The sequence below is a fragment of the Microvirga roseola genome (assembly GCF_020866965.1).
In the GTDB taxonomy this organism is placed as follows: Bacteria; Pseudomonadota; Alphaproteobacteria; order Rhizobiales; family Beijerinckiaceae; genus Microvirga; species Microvirga roseola.
Genome location: NZ_JAJATX010000050.1, coordinates 1 through 19,738 on the forward strand (window position 1 = coordinate 1; position 19,738 = coordinate 19,738).

18 protein-coding genes and 1 riboswitch are annotated in these 19,738 nt (G+C 65.8%); of the genes, 7 read left to right on the top strand and 11 right to left on the bottom strand.

Translation table 11 applies throughout. The features are described from left to right. Positions 1-19: 19 nt before the first annotated feature. From LG661_RS19685 to cobD, 9 genes are all read right to left on the bottom strand, one after another. Positions 20-700: an HAD-IC family P-type ATPase gene (locus tag LG661_RS19685; RefSeq protein ID WP_407666753.1), complete on the bottom strand. Its 681-nt coding sequence runs from the start codon at positions 698-700 to the stop codon at positions 20-22. 323 nt (positions 701-1,023) lie between these two features. After that, complete coding sequence (locus LG661_RS25495; RefSeq protein WP_407666754.1) at positions 1,024-1,743, bottom strand: PRC-barrel domain-containing protein; 720 nt, start codon at positions 1,741-1,743, stop codon at positions 1,024-1,026. A gap of 174 nt (positions 1,744-1,917) precedes the next feature. Continuing rightward, a complete protein-coding gene (locus tag LG661_RS19695; RefSeq protein WP_230533647.1) occupies positions 1,918-2,742 on the bottom strand; it encodes a phosphodiesterase in 825 nt (274 codons plus the stop codon). Between the two features lie 26 nt (positions 2,743-2,768). After that, a complete protein-coding gene (locus LG661_RS19700; protein WP_230533648.1) occupies positions 2,769-3,833 on the bottom strand; it encodes an ABC transporter ATP-binding protein in 1,065 nt (354 codons plus the stop codon). Further along, entirely contained in the window at positions 3,830-4,618 is a 789-nt protein-coding gene (locus tag LG661_RS19705) for an ABC transporter permease (RefSeq protein WP_407666755.1), read from the bottom strand. Before LG661_RS19705 ends, LG661_RS19700 begins: the two co-directional genes overlap by 4 nt. Before the next feature lie 4 nt (positions 4,619-4,622). Continuing rightward, the gene (locus LG661_RS19710) at positions 4,623-5,438 is read right to left on the bottom strand and encodes an ABC transporter permease (protein WP_230533650.1); all 816 of its coding nucleotides are present in this window, start codon (positions 5,436-5,438) and stop codon (positions 4,623-4,625) included. A gap of 48 nt (positions 5,439-5,486) precedes the next feature. After that, a complete protein-coding gene (locus LG661_RS19715; RefSeq protein ID WP_230533651.1) occupies positions 5,487-6,494 on the bottom strand; it encodes an ABC transporter substrate-binding protein in 1,008 nt (335 codons plus the stop codon). 126 nt (positions 6,495-6,620) lie between these two features. Beyond that, positions 6,621-7,688 (bottom strand): substrate-binding domain-containing protein, encoded by a 1,068-nt coding sequence (locus tag LG661_RS19720; protein ID WP_230533652.1) that lies wholly within the window; start codon positions 7,686-7,688, stop codon positions 6,621-6,623. Positions 7,689-7,910: 222 nt separating this feature from the next. Beyond that, positions 7,911-8,927, bottom strand: coding sequence for a threonine-phosphate decarboxylase CobD (cobD, locus tag LG661_RS19725; RefSeq protein ID WP_230533653.1), 1,017 nt, complete (start codon positions 8,925-8,927; stop codon positions 7,911-7,913). 11 nt (positions 8,928-8,938) lie between these two features. Here cobD and cbiB point away from each other — a divergent pair, with 11 nt between their 5' ends. Further along, on the top strand, positions 8,939-9,925 hold the full coding sequence (gene cbiB / locus LG661_RS19730; protein ID WP_230533654.1) for an adenosylcobinamide-phosphate synthase CbiB: 987 nt from the start codon (positions 8,939-8,941) through the stop codon (positions 9,923-9,925). Here cbiB and LG661_RS19735 read toward each other — a convergent pair. Together LG661_RS19735 and cobO are read right to left on the bottom strand one after the other, a co-directional pair. Continuing rightward, positions 9,912-11,366 carry a cobyric acid synthase gene (locus LG661_RS19735; protein WP_230533675.1) on the bottom strand — a complete coding sequence of 485 codons (1,455 nt, stop codon included), beginning with the start codon at positions 11,364-11,366 and terminating at the stop codon, positions 9,912-9,914. The genes cbiB and LG661_RS19735 overlap by 14 nt on opposite strands. 11 nt (positions 11,367-11,377) lie before the next feature. Next, positions 11,378-11,983 (bottom strand): cob(I)yrinic acid a,c-diamide adenosyltransferase, encoded by a 606-nt coding sequence (gene cobO / locus LG661_RS19740; RefSeq protein WP_230533655.1) that lies wholly within the window; start codon positions 11,981-11,983, stop codon positions 11,378-11,380. A gap of 102 nt (positions 11,984-12,085) precedes the next feature. After that, a riboswitch (cobalamin riboswitch) is annotated at positions 12,086-12,275 on the top strand. Between the two features lie 113 nt (positions 12,276-12,388). Between cobO and LG661_RS19745 the strand changes: the two genes are divergently transcribed. Genes LG661_RS19745 through LG661_RS19770 form a run of 6 tightly spaced genes read left to right on the top strand, consistent with a single transcriptional unit; the run spans position 12,389 to position 19,732 of the window. Beyond that, positions 12,389-13,024, top strand: a complete 636-nt coding sequence (locus LG661_RS19745; protein WP_230533656.1) for a HupE/UreJ family protein — start codon at positions 12,389-12,391, stop codon at positions 13,022-13,024. An 18-nt stretch (positions 13,025-13,042) separates the two neighbouring features. Beyond that, on the top strand, positions 13,043-13,438 hold the full coding sequence (locus LG661_RS19750; RefSeq protein WP_230533657.1) for a DUF1636 family protein: 396 nt from the start codon (positions 13,043-13,045) through the stop codon (positions 13,436-13,438). Positions 13,439-13,463: 25 nt separating this feature from the next. Then, positions 13,464-14,501: a cobalamin biosynthesis protein CobW gene (cobW, locus tag LG661_RS19755; protein ID WP_230533658.1), complete on the top strand. Its 1,038-nt coding sequence runs from the start codon at positions 13,464-13,466 to the stop codon at positions 14,499-14,501. Position 14,502: 1 nt separating this feature from the next. Then, positions 14,503-17,808, top strand: a complete 3,306-nt coding sequence (gene cobN / locus LG661_RS19760) for a cobaltochelatase subunit CobN (protein ID WP_230533659.1) — start codon at positions 14,503-14,505, stop codon at positions 17,806-17,808. Continuing rightward, the gene (gene cobG, locus LG661_RS19765) at positions 17,805-19,103 is read left to right on the top strand and encodes a precorrin-3B synthase (RefSeq protein ID WP_230533660.1); all 1,299 of its coding nucleotides are present in this window, start codon (positions 17,805-17,807) and stop codon (positions 19,101-19,103) included. Before cobN ends, cobG begins: the two co-directional genes overlap by 4 nt. Beyond that, a complete protein-coding gene (locus tag LG661_RS19770) occupies positions 19,100-19,732 on the top strand; it encodes a precorrin-8X methylmutase (RefSeq protein ID WP_230533661.1) in 633 nt (210 codons plus the stop codon). The genes cobG and LG661_RS19770 overlap by 4 nt, the downstream gene beginning before the upstream one ends. Positions 19,733-19,738 lie beyond the last annotated feature (6 nt).

Here is a 19,738-nt window from a genome sequence, read left to right on the forward strand (position 1 = left end):
TCAGGAGGTAATTAGAACTCTAAACCTGCAACTGTAGTGCTAGGCCCTCTCCGGCCGCAACGATGGTGCCCGAATAGGCCATCGATGAACGGTCGCCCAGGGCAGCGTCGGCAGCCACCGGCTCCTCATGTTTCTCGGATGCGACCGACTCCCCCGTGAGGATGGCCTCCTCGATCAGGAGCCCGCGGGCTCGCACGAGGCGCAGATCGGCCGGCACTCGATCTCCTGCCTCCAGGAGAACGAGATCGCCCGGCACGAGCTCCGTCACGGGCACGCTCGATCGCTGCCCATCCCGAAGCACATTGGCATGCGGCGAAATCATGTTGCGGATAGCGTTGAGGGCGCTCTCCGCCTTGCCTTCCTGGACGAAGCCAACGATGGCATTGATCAGAACCACCGCCACGATCACCGCCGCATCCACTGCATGGCCCAAGGCCCATGCGGCGACCACTCCGGCCATGAGGAAAAAGATCAGCGCATTGTTGAAGTGCAACAGGAAGCGAATGACCGGATGGCGTCCCTTGGCACCAAGCAGCGCGTTCGGGCCATAGCGCCGAAGCCGTGCCTGGACATCGTCCCGCCCCAAGCCATCGAGAGACGTGTTGAGGCTCGCCAAAACCTCCTGGGCCGCCTTGGCATGGCAGCTGCTATCCGCGGCACCGGGAGGCGGAGCCTCGGCGATATCCGCACTGTCTCTCATCGTTGCTCCAGCGATGGCACAAAACGTTCCCGCCAAACCGGCCGGGCAAGACTCCGGCTACTACCTTATGTGGGCTGGAATTGGCGGCACACCCCGGGAGCAACCCAGGCGTCGGCCGTGGTTCATGTCGCCATCCCATCGCTCTCAAGGTATGCGCGCAGAATGTCATCGCCTTGACCTATCTCAAGATCGTTCAGCATTCTCAGCCAGTTGCCGATGAGCGATGCCATATGCCTGTCGCGTCTTTTGGCCGTGCGCCAGCCCAGAGCGATGGCGGCAGCCCTGCCATTCGTGAATGGCAGGGCTGAAGTTCCAATGTTGTCTCAGCTGTGACGGTCACGCCTGCGTGCGGACCAGTAGTCCTGCACATGCCGTCCATAGTCGGGCTGCGAGAACGGCTCCTCGCCTGCTCCATAGCTCGGAGCTCCCATCAGATCCTCCTTGTCGACATCAACGACATAGCCCTTCTTGTCAGTGTCGTAGGTCAACATGTTCCAGGGCAGCGGATGGTATTTCTGGCCAATGCCCAGAAAACCTCCGAAGCTCATCACGGCATAAGCTGCCTGCCCCGAGCGCTTCCCGACCATGAAGTTGTACACTTCGCCGAGCTTTTCGCCCCGGCGGTTGTAGACTGTCGTGCTTTCGACCTTGTTGGACGCGATCAGATCTGCCGTTTCATCATGTTCGACGTTTCTGCCCGATCTTGTCCGGCTCCGGTGGCGTGCATAGTGATCGCCTGCCGATCTCTTGAACCTGGCCCGACCTTGGCCGCCCGCCTTGTCCGTGCGAACGGATGAGGCAATCATGTAACCAGCCGTGCCTCCAAGGAGGATACCGAGCAGAATGATCCCATCGTCGAGAGCAAGGCCGGTACGGGTTCGCGGACGCTCACCGCGACTCAACCTATCGTACTCATAGACCCTGAATTCATCATCGTAATCCGTCGCGAACGCTCTGCCTTCACTACCCGCCCCGTAGGACGAAGATCCTGCTCGGGTTCCGGTGCTCGGTTGCGAGCTGCCGGTGCGGTACGTCTCAGCCATAGGCACCTCCTGCGTAAAGGGTTATGAGCCTGCGGCCTCCTGGGCAGCCGGCCTAGCTGACTAACCCGGCTGGCAAGGGATGGTTCAGGTTTCGATCACTCCCCTGCCCAGTTGCTACGCACGCCTCCCTGTCCATCATTGGATCAAGCTGGGCCGTGCCATTTCGTTCGTGTCCTATGAGTGGCCAGGATACTCTTCCGGCAGGACGAACGGAAAAGGTCCGGGTGCGCGGTCCACATAGGCCATATGTGTCACAAGCCCCGCCTCCCTTGTCCAGTGGTGGAGAAGGAAGGCAGGCGGTTCCAGAACGAATGCCGAGGGTCCATCCGCCGTCAGATCGAGCGCAACCTGATGGGCGACCGATGGTGCGATCTGACAAAGCGTTCCAGCGAAACGGGTGACGATGGGGCGGTGGTGGTGGCCTGTGAGGATGCGCTCCACCTGGGGATGGCGCCCGATGAGCGTAGCAAATTCCTCTGCCCCCTCAAGCAATCGGATTCGATCCATATGCGCAATGCCGCAGAGGACCGGCGGATGATGGAGGCACACGATTGTCGGCACCTCGGGCGCTGTTTCGAGAGCATCGGCGAGAAAGGTCAATGTTTCCGGCGCAAGCGCGCCGTGACTGGCTCCGGGTACCAAGCTGTCGAGAGAGATGATCCGCACAGGGCGCGTTTCGACGACGTAGTTCAGATAGCCCGTCGGGGCCATGTAGCCGCCCTCTCGGAAGCACTCGCGCATCGCATCTCTGCGGTCGTGGTTGCCTGGAACCGCATAGACCGGCATCGGCAAGCGCGCGAGCAGGCTTCGTAGGATCGCGAATTCCTCCTCCAGACCGCAATCCGTCGCATCGCCCGTCAGCACGACGAGGTCAGGTCTCGGCCGCAGCCGCAAGAGAGCGTTGATTGCCCGTTCGGCTAAGACATTCGTTTCCGCAACTCCATAGGCGAGTTCGCCCCTCGGGCGGATGTGAAGGTCGGAGATATGAGCAATCAGCATGGAGGATCTCTGATGGATTTGAGGAATCAGACGGTGTCTTCTGGGAGCTCGAGAACTGCAGATCGTTCGATGGAGAGGCCGATCCGGTCGCCATTCGCCACACCCAATGTCGCTGGCGCGTCGATGAGAATTGGCTTCTCCGCACCAATCACGACGGTGAGGCGTCGCGTGGCGCCGAAGAACGTGGAGCCTATGACCGTTCCCACCAGGCCCGCGTTCTCGGCCCCGATCACCCGTACGGATTCGGGCCGGAACCAGAGCGCCGTGTCGCGATCCGATCCTCCGATTTCGAGGCTACCGCTCGGCAGGGAGAGGCGCCCGCCCCGGACGCACCCGTCGACCCGGTTCATGACACCCACGAATTGCGCCGCAAAGCGCGTCGCCGGCCGCTGGTAGACGACCTCTGGTGTATCGATCTGGACAATGCGGCCGCGGCTCATGACCGCGATGCGGTCGCCGATTGCCATGGCCTCCGCCTGGTCATGTGTCACGTAGACGGCCGTGATGCGGAAGGCGCGAAGGAGCGCCGCTATCTCGACGCGCAGATGCTCGCGCAGGGAAGCGTCGAGCGCCGCCAGGGGCTCGTCGAGCAACAGCACCCGTGGCCTGATGGCGAGTGCGCGGGCAAGAGCCACGCGCTGGCGCTGACCGCCGGAGATGCGGTCTACCCGGCGAGCAGCGAACTCGGTGAGGCCCACCATAGCGAGGAGCCTTTCCACCTCGACCTGCCGCTTACATTTTGTTACTCCCCGCACTTTCAGTCCATAGCCCACATTCTCCGCAACCGTCATGTTGGGGAAGAGCGCATAGGACTGGAAAACCATGCCCACCTGTCGGTGCTCGATCAACGTTCCGGTCACGTCTTCCTGATCAAAGCGTATAGAGCCGCCCGGGTCCGGCTGCTCGAGGCCAGCAATCAGACGCAGCAAGGTGGTTTTCCCGCAACCTGAGGGCCCTAACAGCACGAGAATTTCACCGGCTGGAATTGTTAAGTCCGTCGGCAGCAATGCCGGATGTCTGGCTTGAAATGTCTTGCCGACGGATGCGATCTCGACCGTAACTCCGTGGGCTATTCTGACTGCTTGGTTCATGGGCTCGCCCTCCGGTCGGCGGCATGGGCGATGAACTGCATGGCGAGGAGCAAGGGCATGATCATGATAAGGAAGACGAGCGTGTAGGCTGAAGCAATCTCAAGACGCATGGAGGCATAGGAATCGGCCAGACCGACAGGAAGCGTTTTCGTGAGCGGCGTGTGGAGCATCCAGGTGAGGTTGAACTCCCCGATGGAGAGCGTCACCACGGTGAGGGCGCCGGCTAGAATGCCGGGCCGGGCGTTGGGGACGATCACGTCGACGAAGCGCTGCCATGAAGAGGCGCCGAGGCTCGCCGCTCCCTCGTCGAGGGCCTGCCAGTTGATCGCAGCTAGCACCGCAATTACAGCTCTGAGCATGAAAGGGAGCGTATACAGCACGTGACCGATGACGATGAAGGCGGTCGAGCCGCGGAGATCACCGCTGCCGCCATAGGCGATGATGAGAGCGAGCGCGAGGGCAAGGCCTGGAATCGCAACGGGCAGCGTGACGAATTCCTCAATAATCCGCGCGAGGCGACCTCCCCGGCGGACGAGCGCATAGGCTGCGGGCACGCCGATGATCAGCGTGATGGCAAGCGTTGCGAGCGCAACCAGAATCGAGCGCATGATCGTATCGGCGTAAAGGTCACAGACCTCCATAACCCAGGCAAGGGTCAGGCCTTCCCTCGGCCCGCGCGCATAGCTTTCCGAGAGGCCCGCCAGGATTGATATGATCGTGGGGGTGATGAGAAAGCCCGCAACCAGCACCGTGACAGTGCCTGCCATCAGAGTCGTTGCCCGCATTGCCCTACCCCGCCGCTGCGACGGCGCTGCCGGATAAGCTTCGCGCTACGGTGAGCACGATCCAGGTCAACAGGCCCAATGCCAGTGAGAGCGCCGCCGCGCTGGCCATGTTCGCGGCGAGCGTAAATTCGGTATAGATCACCATCGGCAGAACCTCGATCCGTGCCGCAAGCGTAAAAGCCGTACCGAACGCACCCATCGCGGTGGCAAAGCACAGAGCCCCTGCCGCAAACAAAGCCGGTGTCAGAGCCGGCAGAACCACGTCACACTGAATCGCGAAGGGTCCGGCGCCGAGCGAACGTGCAGCCTCCACGAGAGCAGGGTCGAGCTTCTCGACCGCCGCTATGACGGTGAGGATCACACGCGGGATCGAAAAATAGACATAGCCTACGAAGAGACCCGTCATCGAATAGGCGAAGACGATCCTCTCGCCTGTCAGTGCTTCGCTCGCTCCGCCGATAAGCCCAAGGCGACCGCCGAGCAGAATGACCATGAAGCCCACGACCACGCCTGGAAAGGCAAGCGGGAAAGTCAGCATGGAGACGAGAAGATTGCGGCCGGCGAAACGGCGGCTCGCCAGGAACTGGGCCGCGACCGTGGCGATAGCAAGCGTCGCGACGGTCGTTGCGGAAGCGAGCGCAACGGTCGACAGGAGGCTTCTGAGATAGCGCGCCTCCGTGACGATGGCTGCGTAAGCCGCCAGCCCGCTGCGCCCTCTGCCGGCGACCAGCACCAACTCAGCAAGTGGCAGCAGCAGGAACGCCGCTGCGAAAGCTGTGAGCGGCGCGAGGAGCAGAATGTCAAATCGGGTACGGGTCATGGGCGGGGGCTCGGGGCGGCGCGGGAAAGCCCGCGCCGCCAGTTTCATTCAGCGGACCTCGGCGAGGTAACGGTCGGAGAAGGCCTTCTGCACGGTCTCGGCTTTGCCCCAGTCGACGGACTTGGCGCGGGAATACTCCGCATCCGGCAGGAAGCGGGCCTTCACATCGGCAGGCAATGCAATGGGTCGGGCCGGACGCAAATAGGCATTGGTCCAGATCGCTTGGCCCTTGTCGGAGAGCAGGTAATCGAGGATTTTCTTGGCGTTCTCTGACTGCGGTGCGCCCTTGTTGAGCGTCATCACATAGGGAAACGACACCGTTCCTTCGCAGGGGATCACAAATTCGAAGGCACCCTTCTCGGTGTACTTCGCCCGGTATGCGTTGAAGTCGTAGTCGAAGAGGATCGGCAACTCGCCCGAGACCACACGCGCATAGGACGTCTGCTTTGGCACGATAGGATCGTTGTTTGCGAGCTGTTTGAAGTAGTCCAGGGCCGGATCCATGTTGTCGAGGGATCCACCCAGCGCCTCGTTCACGGCGACTGCACCGACATAACCTACGGCCGCAGAGCTCGGATCAAGGTAGCCGACGAGACCGCGGTACTCAGGCTTCAGAAGATCGCGCCAGCACGCCGGAACGGGCATGCCGTTGAGCGCATCCTTGTTGACGAACAGACCCAGCGTACCCTGGTGCACGGTCCACCAATGCCCTTCGGGATCCTTGAGGCCCGCCGGGATTTCGTCGAACCGGGCCGGCTTGTAGGCCTGCGTCACGCCCTCGTTCTTCGCCTTAATTCCGAAAGTGATGCCATAATAGGCCATGTCAGCGACCGGATTGGCCCGCTCGGCCAGAACCTGCGACAGCGCCTGGCCGGAGTTCTTGTTGTCGTGGGGCATCTTGAGACCGAGATCGGCCTCGACGGCCTTGAGGGCAGAAGCCCAGTCCGCCCACTGAGGCGGGCAGTTGTAGCAGATGGCGTCGGCAGCCTTCGCCGGCAACGCGAAGGCTGCCGACGTTAGGGCGAGGACGCCGAGTATAGATGTGCAAGCGTTCATCTTGNGCAGAAGCCCAGTCCGCCCACTGAGGCGGGCAGTTGTAGCAGATGGCGTCGGCAGCCTTCGCCGGCAACGCGAAGGCTGCCGACGTTAGGGCGAGGACGCCGAGTATAGATGTGCAAGCGTTCATCTTGAGCTCTCCTGATGGACGAGGTTCTGGGAGGATTGACGCCGTTTGCTCAGGCGCACTTGCGCGACCGGCGGCTGAAGGGTGCCGCCTGGACGGAAGGTGTGATTGATGAGGAGGCGCTGGGACTCACATCTGCCTGCCGCCAGCTCCAGCAGCAGCGACACGGCCGCGACCCCCATGGTACCGGCTGGCTGCTCGACCGTAGTAAGCGGCGGGTCCACCAGACGGCCGAGCGCGATGCCGTCGAAACCTGCAACGGAAACCTGTCCTGGCACGTCGAGGCCGAGCCGCCGCAGCGAAGCGATGACGCTGAGCGCCAGGAGATCGTTCGAGGCGACAATGGCCGTAGGTCTCAAGCGGCTGACCAGTTCCGTCAGGTCCACATCGTCGGCGCCTACAATGAAATCCACCTCCGTCGGTGGTTCAACGGGTAGGCCTGCTGCACTAACTGCGTCCGCGTAACCCAAGTAGCGCAGGCGCGAGCGGTCGGAGGCCGCGAAATGACCTGCCACGAAGACGATGCGGCGGTGCCCGAGCGCGATCATTTGCTCGACGAGCGCCCGGCTTGCCCCCCGGCTGTCCACGGTAACGGCGGAGATCCTGCGATCACCTGGATCATTGTAGACGAGGACCGTGGGGATGCCCTGCCGCTCCACGAGATCGAGAGCGAGGCTGTCGTACGGATCACAGACGGTCAGCACGAGACCTGCGGGACGTTCGGCGAGAAGCGCCTCGACAGCCTCACGCTCGCGCCCGGGATCATAGTCGGATTGCGCGATGAGAACGGAGAGGCCGGCTGCGCGCGCCCGGTCCTGGATGCCGGCAAGCGATGCAGCGAAGATCGGGTTCGTGACGCTTGGCACGAGAACGCCCAGGATGCGCCGTGACCGGCGAGCAAGGCTGCGCCCGACCTCGCTCGGTTGAAACCCGAGCTCCGCGACAGCCACTTCTACGCGCGCACGCATGGCGGGGCTGGCAGGACCTGTGCCATTCACGACCCGGCTCACGCTCGCTACGGAGCAGCGAGCCTTCTGTGCGACATGATGGATGGTGACAGGGATCATTGCAGCCGACTGGAAACGTTTCCAGGACCCTAGGCGACCTCCATGACAGGCCCGCGACGGCGTTTTCAGCGATTTTCAGGAATGTGGAAAGATGCGAGAGCCGGCATCTCAGCCTGAGAGCATTCCGTTGGGGATATCTGCTTCGTCTGGAGAATCATACAGCCGGAAGCCCATACCGCCTATCGCCCGGCAGCGGACGTGAGATGAATTACGGAAGTGGTGTCAGCCGGCTGCCTGAGGTGCCGCATAGGTTGTGAGCGCCTGCTCGAGGCGCAGCCAGGCGGCTTCGGAGCCGGGCAGGCCGAAGCGCAGAAGTCTGGGGTCATGTGCGAAGCGCCGCGCCCAAATGCCTCGTTGCCCGAGATGCGAGAACAGGACTGGAGCCTGACTGCTCTCCGCGAGGCGGTAGAGAATCGTGCCTCGCGGCGGCGAAGCTGAAAAAACTGCAAGAAGAGCGTCGAGACGTCGGGCGTCGGCAGCGCGGGCTTGCCGGGTTGAGGCCAGCCAGTCGTGATCCAGCAAGGCGCGCCGCCCCACCTCGATGGCAGGCCCCGAGACGGCCCAGGGACCCAGCATCGCTCTCAGCCGGCCGGCGAAACCCTGGTTCGAGATCGAGAAACCAAGCCTGACCCCGGCCAGGCCATAGGTCTTGCCGAAGGAGCGCAGGACGATGGCATTATCTGGAAGAAGCGGAACGAGCGTCTCGTCCGCATCGAAATCGGCGAAGGCCTCGTCCACGATCAGCCATCCGCGCCGCTGCCGGAGATGTTCGGCGATGGCGAGCAGCTTTTCCCGACCGACAATCCGCCCATCGGGATTGTTGGGGTTCACCACGACCAGGATGTCCGCGTCCCCGGCCTGCCCCGGCGTTCCGATCTCGGCGACCTCGTGCCCCGCCTTGCGCCAGGCCTGCGCATGTTCGGCATAGGTGGGGCCGAGGATGGCCACCCGCGCACGCGGCCAGAGGGACGGCAGCAGGCTGATCAGGACTTGGGTTCCGGGAGCCGCCACCACCATTTCGGAACCGGCCGCCCGGTAGGCCTCGGCTGCGGCCCGTTCCAGATCATTGTGGGCTGCGGGGGATGGCAGCCTCTCGAACAGGGAGGGTGGCAAGGGGGGCACGGGATAAGCTATGGGATTGATCCCCGTCGACAGATCGATCCACGGTTGGGGCGCATCCGGAAAAAGCCGTGTGGCTTCATCAAGGTCGCCACCGTGCCAGATCTGCGTCTCACTCATCGATCTCACCCATGATCCTGCCCGACAGCCTGTTCATCCTGGTCCTCGCCCTCGCGACGGAAGCAGCCTTCGGCTATCCGAACTGGCTTTATACGGCGATCGGGCATCCCGTCACCTGGATCGGCCGGTTGATCAAGGCGCTCGACCGGGGGCTGAACCGTGACGAATGGAGTTTCAGGCATCGCCGCGCGGTCGGCATTCTCGCCCTTCTGCTCCTGCTGGCCGCGACCGGTTCTGCAGCTTGGCTGCTGGAGAGCCTTCTCCTTCCCATAGGAGGCATGGGCTATGCGGCAATCGCCGTTCTCGCCAGCGCTCTCCTGGCTCAGCGCAGTCTCCACGAGCATGTGGCTGCGGTCTCGAAGGGGCTCCGGGACGGCGGCCTCGACGAAGGAAGGCGGGCCGTGTCCATGATCGTCGGGCGCAACCCGCAGAGCCTCGACGAAGCCGGCGTTTCCCGCGCCGCCATCGAGAGCCTGGCGGAAAACTTCTCGGACGGCATCGTCGCGCCTGCTTTCTGGCTCGGATTGGGAGGCCTCACGGGAGCGGCGCTCTACAAGGTGGCCAATACCGCCGACAGCATGATCGGGCATCGCACGCCCCGGCACGAGGCCTTCGGCTGGGCGGCGGCCCGCTTCGACGATCTCGTGAACCTGCCCGCCTCGCGCCTGACGGCTTGCCTCATCATCGCCGCCGCCGCCCTGAACCGGGGCGCCTCCCCGCGCGCGGCGCTCGAGGCCGTCCGGCGCGATGCCTCCCATCACCGCTCCCCCAATGCGGGGTGGCCCGAAGCCGCGATGGCGGGCGCCCTGGGCCTGCGGCTCGCAGGGCCGCGCATCTACGGGGATGTGCGGGTCGAGGACCGGTGGATGGGCAATGGGCGCGCGGAGGCGACGGCGCAGGATATCGAGCGGGCGCTTGCCCTCTACCGGACGGCTTGCGGCCTCCTGTTCGGGCTGGCAGCTGGACTTGCCCTCCTCGCGTCCCTCATCGGGCGCTGATCGCAAGCAGCCGGTCGCAATCGAGGTGCGCCTCGAGGTGATCGGCGAACCGGTCGAGAATGTCGTCCACGAGAGCCTCATAGGCGAAACCGCCGCTCTCGGCCCCGAGCCGGTCGAGCCAGCGCTTCCGCTGGCGGTCGTCGGCGAACAGGCCATGCACATAGGTGCCGGCCACCCGCCCATCCGCCGAAACCGCGCCGTCGAGGCGGTCTGCTTCCAGCCGTGCGAAGGGGCGCGCGGAGGCGTCCGGCCCCGAGGTCTCGCCGATATGCATCTCGTAGCCCGACAGCGGCGCTTCGTCGGAAACGGTCATTCCGGTTACCGCCTCAAGCCGCTTCCTGGCGGTGAGCGTCGTCGTCACGTCGAGAAGGCCGAGCCCCTCGACCGAACGGCCCGCCTCGCCCTCGATGCCGAAGGGATCGTCGATGCGCCGCCCCAGCATCTGATAGCCGCCGCAGAGACCCAGCACCTGCCCTCCCCGCCGGACATGCGCCTTGAGGTCGATGTCCCAGCCCTGAGCGCGAAAGAAGAGAAGATCGTCGATGGTGGTCTTCGATCCGGGTAGAAGCACGAGCGCCGCATCGGCGGGAAGCGGTTCGCCGGGCTCGACCAGCGCCACCTCGATCCCTGGCTCCTCGCGCAGAGGATCGAAATCGTCGAAATTCGAGATCCAGGGCGTCACCGGAACCGCAATCACGACGGAACCCTTGCCGTGCCGCGATCCGGCCCGCCTGAGGCCAAGGCCGTCTTCCGCGGGAAGGCGGGCGGCGTCCGCGAAGTGCGGCACGAGCCCCATGGCCGCCCAGCCCGTGCGCTCGGCGATGATGCGCATCCCCTGGTCGAACAGCGTCGGATCTCCCCGGAAGCGGTTGACGATGAATCCCTCGATCATGGCGGCATCCGCCTCGTCGAGTACCGCCTTCGTGCCGACGAGGCTGGCGATGACCCCGCCCCGGTCGATATCGCCGACCAGCACCACGGGAACGTTCGCCGCGCGGGCAAAGCCCATATTGGCAATGTCGCCTGCGCGAAGATTGACCTCGGAGGCGGAGCCCGCTCCTTCGATAAGCACGAGATCGGCCTCGCCCGCGAGCTTCCCGAAGCTCTCGAGCACTGCCTCCAGCAGGCGGGGTTTCCAGGACTGGTACTCGCGCGCCCGGGCCGTCCCGACGACGCGGCCCTGGACCACGACCTGGGAGCCGATTTCGCTCTGCGGCTTGAGCAGGACGGGGTTCATGTGGACGCTGGGCGGGACGCCGGCGGCTCGGGCCTGGAGCGCCTGCGCCCGCCCGATCTCGCCGTCATCCGCCGTCACCGCGGCGTTGTTCGACATGTTCTGCGGCTTGAACGGGCGGACCTTGAGGCCCCGCCGCGCGAAGACCCGGCAGAGGCCCGCCACGAGCAGCGACTTGCCGACATTCGAGCCGGTGCCCTGCACCATGAGCGCACGCATCAGAACTCGATGCCTTCCTGCGCTTTGACCCCTGCCGCGAAGTGGTGCTTCACCAGGGTCATCTCGGTCACGAGATCGGCCGCCTCGATCAGTTCCGGTTTGGCGTTTCGTCCGGTGACCACGATGTGGAGACCCTCCCTGCGCCGCCGCAGCGTTTCCACGACATCGGCCAGGGGCAGGTAATCGTAGCGCAGGGCGATGTTCAGTTCGTCGAGGACCAGGAAACGGATGTCCTCGCGGGCCATCAGCTCCTTGGCCTTGTCCCACGCCCGCTCGGCGGCGGCCACGTCGCGGGCCCGGTCCTGCGTTTCCCAGGTGAATCCCTCGCCCATGGTGTGCCACTCGATCTGGTCGGCGAACCGGTCCAGGGCAAGACGCTCGCCGGTTTCCCAGGCCCCCTTGATGAACTGCACCACCCCCACGTTGAAGCCGCGCCCCAGCGCCCGGAGCATGAGACCGAAGGCCGCCGTCGACTTGCCCTTCCCAGGCCCGGTATGGACGATGAGGAGCCCCTTCTCGACCGTTTTCGAGGCGACCTCGCGGTCCTGCACCTCCTTGCGCTTGATCATCTTGGCGCGGTGGCGCGCCTCTTCGTCCGGAGTCATGGGTCCTGCTTCCCTGTGGAAGGGCCGCACCATGAACACCCACAGGCCGGATTTCAAGGCCGGGGCCTGCGAGGGGCAGGCTTGAAAGATGTCCTCTGCCCCGGTAAGCGTGTATCAGACGGTGCCCCGGCAACGGGGTGAAAAGGGAATGCGGTGAGACACCGCGGCTGCCCCCGCAACTGTAAACGGCGAGCCTACGCTCCAAATGCCACTGGGACTTCCTCCCCGGGAAGGCGGTAGCGCAAAGCATCGAGCCGTGAGCCAGGAGACCTGCCGTCATTCACTGCTTCTATCGGGTCTGTCGGACGGGGTGTGCCGATGGTGACCGTAGTCGAACGATCGGCAATCGTTCGGTTCCGTCCGTGGAAGCTCAACAGACCTCACGGTCTCCCGACGGAGAGAACGATGCCTGCACCAAGCCTGCCCAAGACCCGCCTCCTTGCCCTGACCCTCGGCTGCCTCGCCGCCGCGACGCCGGCCCTCGCCCACCACCCGATGGGCGGCGTGACTCCGACCACCTTCTTTCAGGGCCTGTTGTCCGGCTTGGGGCACCCGGTGATCGGCCTCGACCACCTCGCGGCCCTGATTGGCGTCGGCCTGGTCTCCTCCCGCTTCTCGCGCGGCCTGACCCTTCCCGCCTTCTGGATCGTCGCCATGGCGGCAGGCGTCGGCTTCCACCTCGCCAGCGCGACCATTCCCCATGCCGAACTCCTCGTCGCGCTGAGCGTCGTCATCATCGGCCTTACGGCGACCGTGCGCACCACCTTGTCCTATGCCCTGGTTGCGGCGTTGTTCGCCGCAGGCGGAGCCCTGCACGGCTATGCTCTGGCCGAGTCGATCGTCGGTGCGGAAACCGCCCCGCTCGGCGCCTATCTCACGGGCCTCGTCGTGGTCCAGACCGCTCTCACGACCGGCATCGCCATGGCGGCTCGCCGCTTCGCGAAGGATTCCTTCGCAGCACCCTCGCTCCAGATGCGCCTGGCCGGACTTGCCGTCGCCGTCACGGGCGCCGCAGTCCTGGCCCTTCCGGCTTTCGCCTGAGCGGACAAGCCCCGGCTCATGACCTTATCTCCGCAAGAGATCTGCCTCCATGTCTGCGTCACCTGCCGCGAGGCAGGTGGCCCGGACGACAAGGCGCTCCGGCCCGGCGCGATCCTTCACCGGGCCCTCACCGAGGCGCTCGCCCAACCCGGCGCGCCTGCGGTGCGGGTGGAGGCGGTCGAGTGCCTCTCCGTCTGCAAGCGCCCCTGCACCATCGCGGTGTCGGGCCCCGGACGCTGGACCTACATCTATGGCGACCTGAACGCCGAAGCTTCGGTCGACACCATTCTCGACGGGCTCCGCCGCTATGCAGCCACCCCGGACGGTCTCGTGCCCTGGCGCGAGCGGCCGGAGGCGTTCCGCAAGGGCGTGGTTGCTCGCATTCCCCCTTCCAAGACAGGCACCGCGGCTTGAGCCAAGCCGCCGAAAGGCTCTCCTCATGAGCGATCTGACCAAGATCCCCTGCACCATCATCACCGGCTTCCTCGGCGCCGGCAAAACCACCCTGGTGCGCCATCTGCTGGAGAATGCCGGCGGCCGTCGCCTGGCGGTTCTCGTCAACGAGTTCGGCGACCTCGGCTTCGACGGCTCATTCATCGAAGGCTGCGGCATCGAAGGCTGCACGCAGGAAGACATCGTGGAGCTGCCGAACGGCTGCCTGTGCTGCACGGTGGCGGATGATTTCATCCCGGCCCTGAACACGCTGCTCAACCGGCCCAATCCGCCTGAGCACATCCTCATCGAAACCTCGGGCCTCGCCCTGCCGAAGCCGCTGGTGCGGGCCTTCAACTGGCCGGACATTCGCTCCCGCGTCACCGTCGATGGCGTGATCGCCGTGGTGGACGGCCCTGCCGTCGCCTCCGGCGCTTTCGCGGAGGACCCGGAGGCACTGGAGGCCCAGCGCGCCTCGGATACCTCCGTCGATCACGAGAACCCGCTGGAGGAGGTGTTCGAGGACCAGCTTCTCTGTGCGGATCTCATCCTCCTCAACAAGACCGACCAGATGCAGGCCGGCGAGCGCGCCGAGGCCATCGCGGAGATCAACAAGCATCTGCCCCGCGCCGTGAAGGTGATCGAGACCGCCCACGGAAAGGTGGACCCGGCCGTGCTGCTCGGCCTCGGGGCCGCTGCCGAAGCCGATCTCGAGGCTCGCCCCTCCCATCACGAGACCGCCGAGGATCACGACCACGACGATTTCGAAAGCATCGCCATTCCGGTCGATGCGGTCGCCACGCCGGAGGCGCTGGTCGCCCGCGTCGAGCGCGCGGCGGAAGCCGCGGGCGTACTGCGCATCAAGGGCTTCGCGCCGGTGGACGGCAAACCCATGCGCCTCGTCGTCCAGGGTGTCGGACAGCGCGTCGCGCACCATTTCGACCGTCCGTGGAAGGCCGGCGAGGCCCGTGACGGGCGCATGGTGGTGATCGGCCTCAAGGGCTTCGACGTGAAGGCCGTCGAATCCGCTCTGCGAAACGGGTGAGATGCACCTCCTTCCGGTCACAGCGGTTTCCCTCGACGAGGGCTCGGAGGCCATAGACCTCCAGCAGCCCCCGGGCGATGTCGTCGTCCTCTCGTTCGCGGACAGTGACCTCGGCGCGCTGGCGGCTGCCCACAAGCGCAGGCCGGACGGATTCTCGCTCCGTCTGACCTCGCTCCGGCGCCTGCGCCATCCCCTTTCCGTCGATCTCTACATCGACAAGACAGCAGCGAAGGCGCGCTTCGTCCTCGTGCGCTGCCTCGGCGGACGCGACTATTGGCGCTACGGTCTCGAGCGTCTGTCCGAAACATGCCGCGCGCGAGGCATCAAGCTGGCGGTGATGCCGGGTGACGACCGCCCGGACCCCAGGCTTGCAGCCTATGCCACGGTTTCCCCATCTCTTTGCGACGAGCTGGAATCCTTTTTTCGAGCCGGCGGCATCGGCAACATGGGCCGCCTGCTCGCACGCATCGGCACGGAGATCGGCCATCAGAAAGAAATGGTGGAGCAGCCGGTGGCTGCGCCACACGCCTTCGCCTGGACGGCGGAGAGCGGCATCGTTGAGCCCGAGGCGCTGCTCTCGGATCCACGTCCCCTTGCATATATCCTTGCCTATCGCTCGACCATTCTCGCTGGCGACACGCAGGCTATCGAGGCCCTCTCGGAAGCTCTTCGCGCACGCGGCCTCGCCCCCCTCGTGCTCGCGGTTTCGAGCCTGAAGGACCCGCAGGCCGTCTCGGCCATCCGCCGCACGATCCAGGCACGCCGCCCGGATGTGATCGTGACGACGACGGCATTCTCGGCCCGCGACGATGCCGGCTTCGTGCTCGACGAGGCCGATTGCCCTGTGCTCCAGGCGATGCCTGTCGGAAGCGCGAAGGAGGCCTGGGAGGCCTCCCTCCGCGGTCTCTCCGCCGCGGATCTCGCCATGCAGGTTGCCCTGCCCGAATTCGATGGACGCATCGCAGCCGGACCCATGTCGTTCAAGGCGGAGGAGCCCGCCGACCCGGCGATGGGCTTCTCCCACCGCGTGCAGGCGCCGGACCCGGCCGGCATTGCCGCTGTTGCGGATCTGTCCGCTTCATGGGTGCGCCTCGCCCGAACTCCGCGCCAGGACCGGCGGCTGGCGCTCGTTCTCTCCGATTACCCGGCGCGCGGCGGCCGGGCCGGTTTCGCGGTGGGGCTCGATACGCCCGCCAGCGCCTGCGCGATCATCGACCTGCTGCAGGAGACAGGCCACGAAACGCAGCGGAACTTCACCGCTCACGACCTGATGCCGCGTCTGGTGGAGGGGGAGCGCTCCTTCGCGGTCCCGCTCTCCGTTTACCGCGCATGGCTCGGCTCCCTGCCCGATAGCTTGCAGGCTTCCATCGCCGAGCGCTGGGGCGGGCCTGAAAGCGACCCGGCTCTGGACGGCGATGCCTTCTGTTTTCGCGCTTTGCGCGCGGGAAACATTCTTGTGGCCCTGCAGCCTGACCGGGGCCACGGGCACGACCGGAAGGGCTTCTACCATGATCCGGAATGTCCCCCGAGCCACGGCTATCTCGCCTTCTATTGCGGCCTGAGGAATGTGGAGAACATCCACGCACTCCTGCATCTGGGCACCCACGGCACCACCGAGTGGCTGCCGGGCAAGGCCGTAGCGCTCTCGCCCGCCTGCTGGCCGCGCCTCGCCACCGGACCGGTCCCGGTGGTCTATCCGTTCATCGTCGACGACCCGGGCGAAGCGGCTCCCGCCAAGCGCCGGATCGGCGCAGTGACCGTCGGGCACCTGACGCCGCAGACCGGCGAGGCCGGATTGCATGGGGAAGCTGCGTCTCTCCGTGAGCTGGTGGAGGAGTTTTCATCCGCCCAGATCCTTCACCCGGGACGGGCCGATCTCGTCGCCAGGGAAATCCTGGAGCGCGCAAGGACCAGCGGGCTTGCCGAAGCCTGCGGGGTCGACGACGCCATGCCCATGGACGAGGCCCTGACGCGCCTCGATGCCCATCTTTGTGACCTCGGCGAGGTGACGATCCGGGAAGGCCTCCATGTCTTCGGACACGCCCCCGGCGGTTTCGAGGCCTGCAGCGAAGGCGAGCGCGAGAATCTGCTGAAGGCTCTCGACGGGCGCTTCGTCATTCCGGGTCCGGCAGGCTCGCCCTCTCGCGGGCACACGGAGGTTCTGCCAACGGGCCGCAACCTCGCAACGCTCGACCCGCGTGCGATTCCCACCCGCGCGGCGACGGAACTCGGCTGGCGGGCGGCAGCGGAGGTCGTGCGCCGCCATCTGCAGGAGGAGGGCGACTGGCCGCGGCGGATCGTGATGGACCTGTGGGCCTCGCCTACCCTCCGCTCCGGCGGCGAGGACATCGCCCATGCGCTTTCGCTCATGGGGGTGCGCCCGACCTGGGATCATGCCTCAACCCGCGTGACCGGCTTCGAAATCGTGCCGCACCCGCTGCTCGATCGTCCGCGCACCGACGTCACCGTTCGCGTCTCCGGCGCATTCAGGGACACGTTTCCGGATCAGATCGCGCTTCTCGATCAAGCCGCGCGAGCCGTGGCGGCCCTTGACGAGGACGACGAGTGGAACGAACTCGCCGCCGCCCGCAGGCGCGGCGAGACACTCTCCCGCGTGTTTGGAGCCGCACCTGGCATCTATGGCGCGGGCGTCTCGGCACAGGCCCTGGACGGCGAATGGAGCGTGAAGGACGATTTCGGGCGCACCTATCTCGCGGGCACTTCCCACGCCTTCGGAGCTTCAGGGACGGCCAGTGCGGATGGAAGCTTCCCGCAGCGTGTCCGTCAGGCCGAAGCGTTCGTGCATGTGAGCGACGTGGCCGAACGGGATATCCTGGAGGGCGATTCCGCCGCTGACGCCATCGGCGGCTTCGCGGCGGCAGCCGGAGCCCTGGGCTCCTCTCCCGCCCTTTATAGCCTCGACACGAGCCGCCCGCAGAACCCGAAGGCCCGCACGTTGTCCGAGGACGTGGACCGGCTCGTGCGCGGCCGCCTGACAAACCCGCGCTGGATCGCGGGCCAGCTCCGTCATGGCTGGCGTGGGGCCGCCGAGATCGCACAGGGCGTCGATGCCCTCTTCGCCTTCGCGGCAACGACGGATGCCGTCTCGGCTGCGGCTTTCGACCTCCTGTTCACGGCGCTTCTCGCCGATGAGCCCGTTCGGACGCAGATCGCTGCCGCAAATCCGGCCGCCGCCCAGGCCATTCGGAACCGTCTCTCGGAAGCCAGGCAGCGCGGCCTCTGGCAGAGCCGCCTCAATTCCGTGGCAGCGTTGTTCGAGGATGACCGACGGGAGGCAGCGGAATGACGGCTGCGACAACCATCGCGCGCCGTGGCTGGTGCCCGGGCGTGCGCCGCCCCATGGCGACGGGCGATGGGCTTCTCGTGCGCCTCCATCCGCTTGCCGGCAGGCTCTCGGCGGATCAGGCGCGGCTTGTCGCCGAGGCCGCGCGCCGCCACGGCAACGGCCATCTCGACATTACCGCTCGCGGCAACCTCCAGATTCGGGGCGTGCGTGATGAGACCTATCCCGGCCTGATGGAACTGCTCGACCGCGAAGGCCTGGTCGAGCCGGAAGGCGACGGTCCCAACCGTCTCGTCATGGTCTCGCCCCTCGCCGGTCTCGATCCGCTCGACCGTTTCGATGCGCTTGCCCTGGCGCAGACTATCGAGGACAGGGCCCGCTCCATCGAGGGACTTCCCGCCAAGCTCTTCGTGGCCATCGATAGCGGCGGCTCCATGCCGCTCGATTCCATGGGCGCCGATTTGCATCTGCTGGCTCGGGATGAGTACGAGCTGGTTTCCTTCGGCGTCGCATCGCCCGGTGGGCTCCACTGGATCGGGGCGACCTCTCTCGACCGCGTGCCGGATGCGGTCATCGCCATCCTGTCTGGCTATGCCGGGATGAGGAAGGCAGGACGGACAGAGGCCTGGCGATTGCGCGACCTGAAGCCTGATCTGGTCCGTGAACTCGCAGCAACGGCTGTGCTCGAAGCCGCCCCAGCTCTCCGCCCGCAGCCTCCTGCACCGCGGGCCGGCATTCTGGATATCGCGGGCGGAAAAGCCCCCCTCCTCGCGCTGTCTTTCGGCCGCTGCACAAGTGCGCAACTGGAACAGGCCGCCGCATGGAGCGAGCGCTTCGGCGCAGGTGAGATCCGCCTGTCCTTCACTCGCGGCATCCTGCTGCCGGGTCTGGCAGAGGCTCATCTGACGACCGTACTGGGTGAGGCGAGAGATTCCGGGTTCATCATCGAGCCTCGCGATCCCCGCCTGTCGTTCCTTGCCTGTCCCGGCAGGCCCGATTGCGCCAGCGCCCTGACGCCCGCCCCGGCCGACGCCTTACGGCTCGCGCGTGCCTGGAGCGAACGGCTTTCGCAAGGGACAACCCTTCACGTCTCGGGCTGCCGAAAAGGCTGCGCCCATCCGAGCAGGGCGGACCTCACGCTCGTTGGCCGCGACGACGGCCGTTATGACGTCATCCCGAACGGCTCCACCCAGGATGCCGCCCGACTTCATCTTTCCATCGAAGAACTCATGACCCGTCTATTGCCCCTGAAGACCCCGGACGACCCGGATCGCGCCTTTGCGGAGAACGTGCGATGAGCAGCCCCCGCGAGTACATCCGCGAGGGTGCGGAGATCTATCGTCGCTCCTTTGCCATCATCCGCGCGGAGGCGGACCTGTCCCGCTTCTCCGGCACCGCCGAACGCGTGGTCGTGCGCATGATCCATGCCTGCGGCATGACCGATCTCCCCGCCGATGTCGAACTCTCGTCCGACTTCGCCGAGGCAGCCGAGGAGGCCCTCCGGCGCAGCGCTCCGATCCTGTGCGACGCCAAGATGGTGGCGAACGGCATCACCCGCGCCCGGTTGCCTGCGAACAATGCAGTGATCTGCACCCTCGACGATCCGCGCGTGCCCGCGCTTGCCACGGAGCTCGGCAACACCCGCTCGGCAGCGGCCATGGAGCTGTGGGGCGAGCATCTCGAAGGCTCCCTCGTGGTCTTCGGCAACGCACCCACCGCCCTCTTCCATCTGCTGGAAAAGCTCGATGCCGGTGCGCCGAAACCCGCGGCGGTCATCGGCATTCCCGTCGGCTTCATCGGCGCGGCGGAATCCAAGGATGCCCTTGCCCGCGATGGCCGCGTGCCGTACCTCGTCGTTCACGGACGGCGCGGCGGCAGCGCGATGGCGGCTGCGGCGGTCAATGCTCTCGCCAACCCCGTCGAGTGAGGCAGG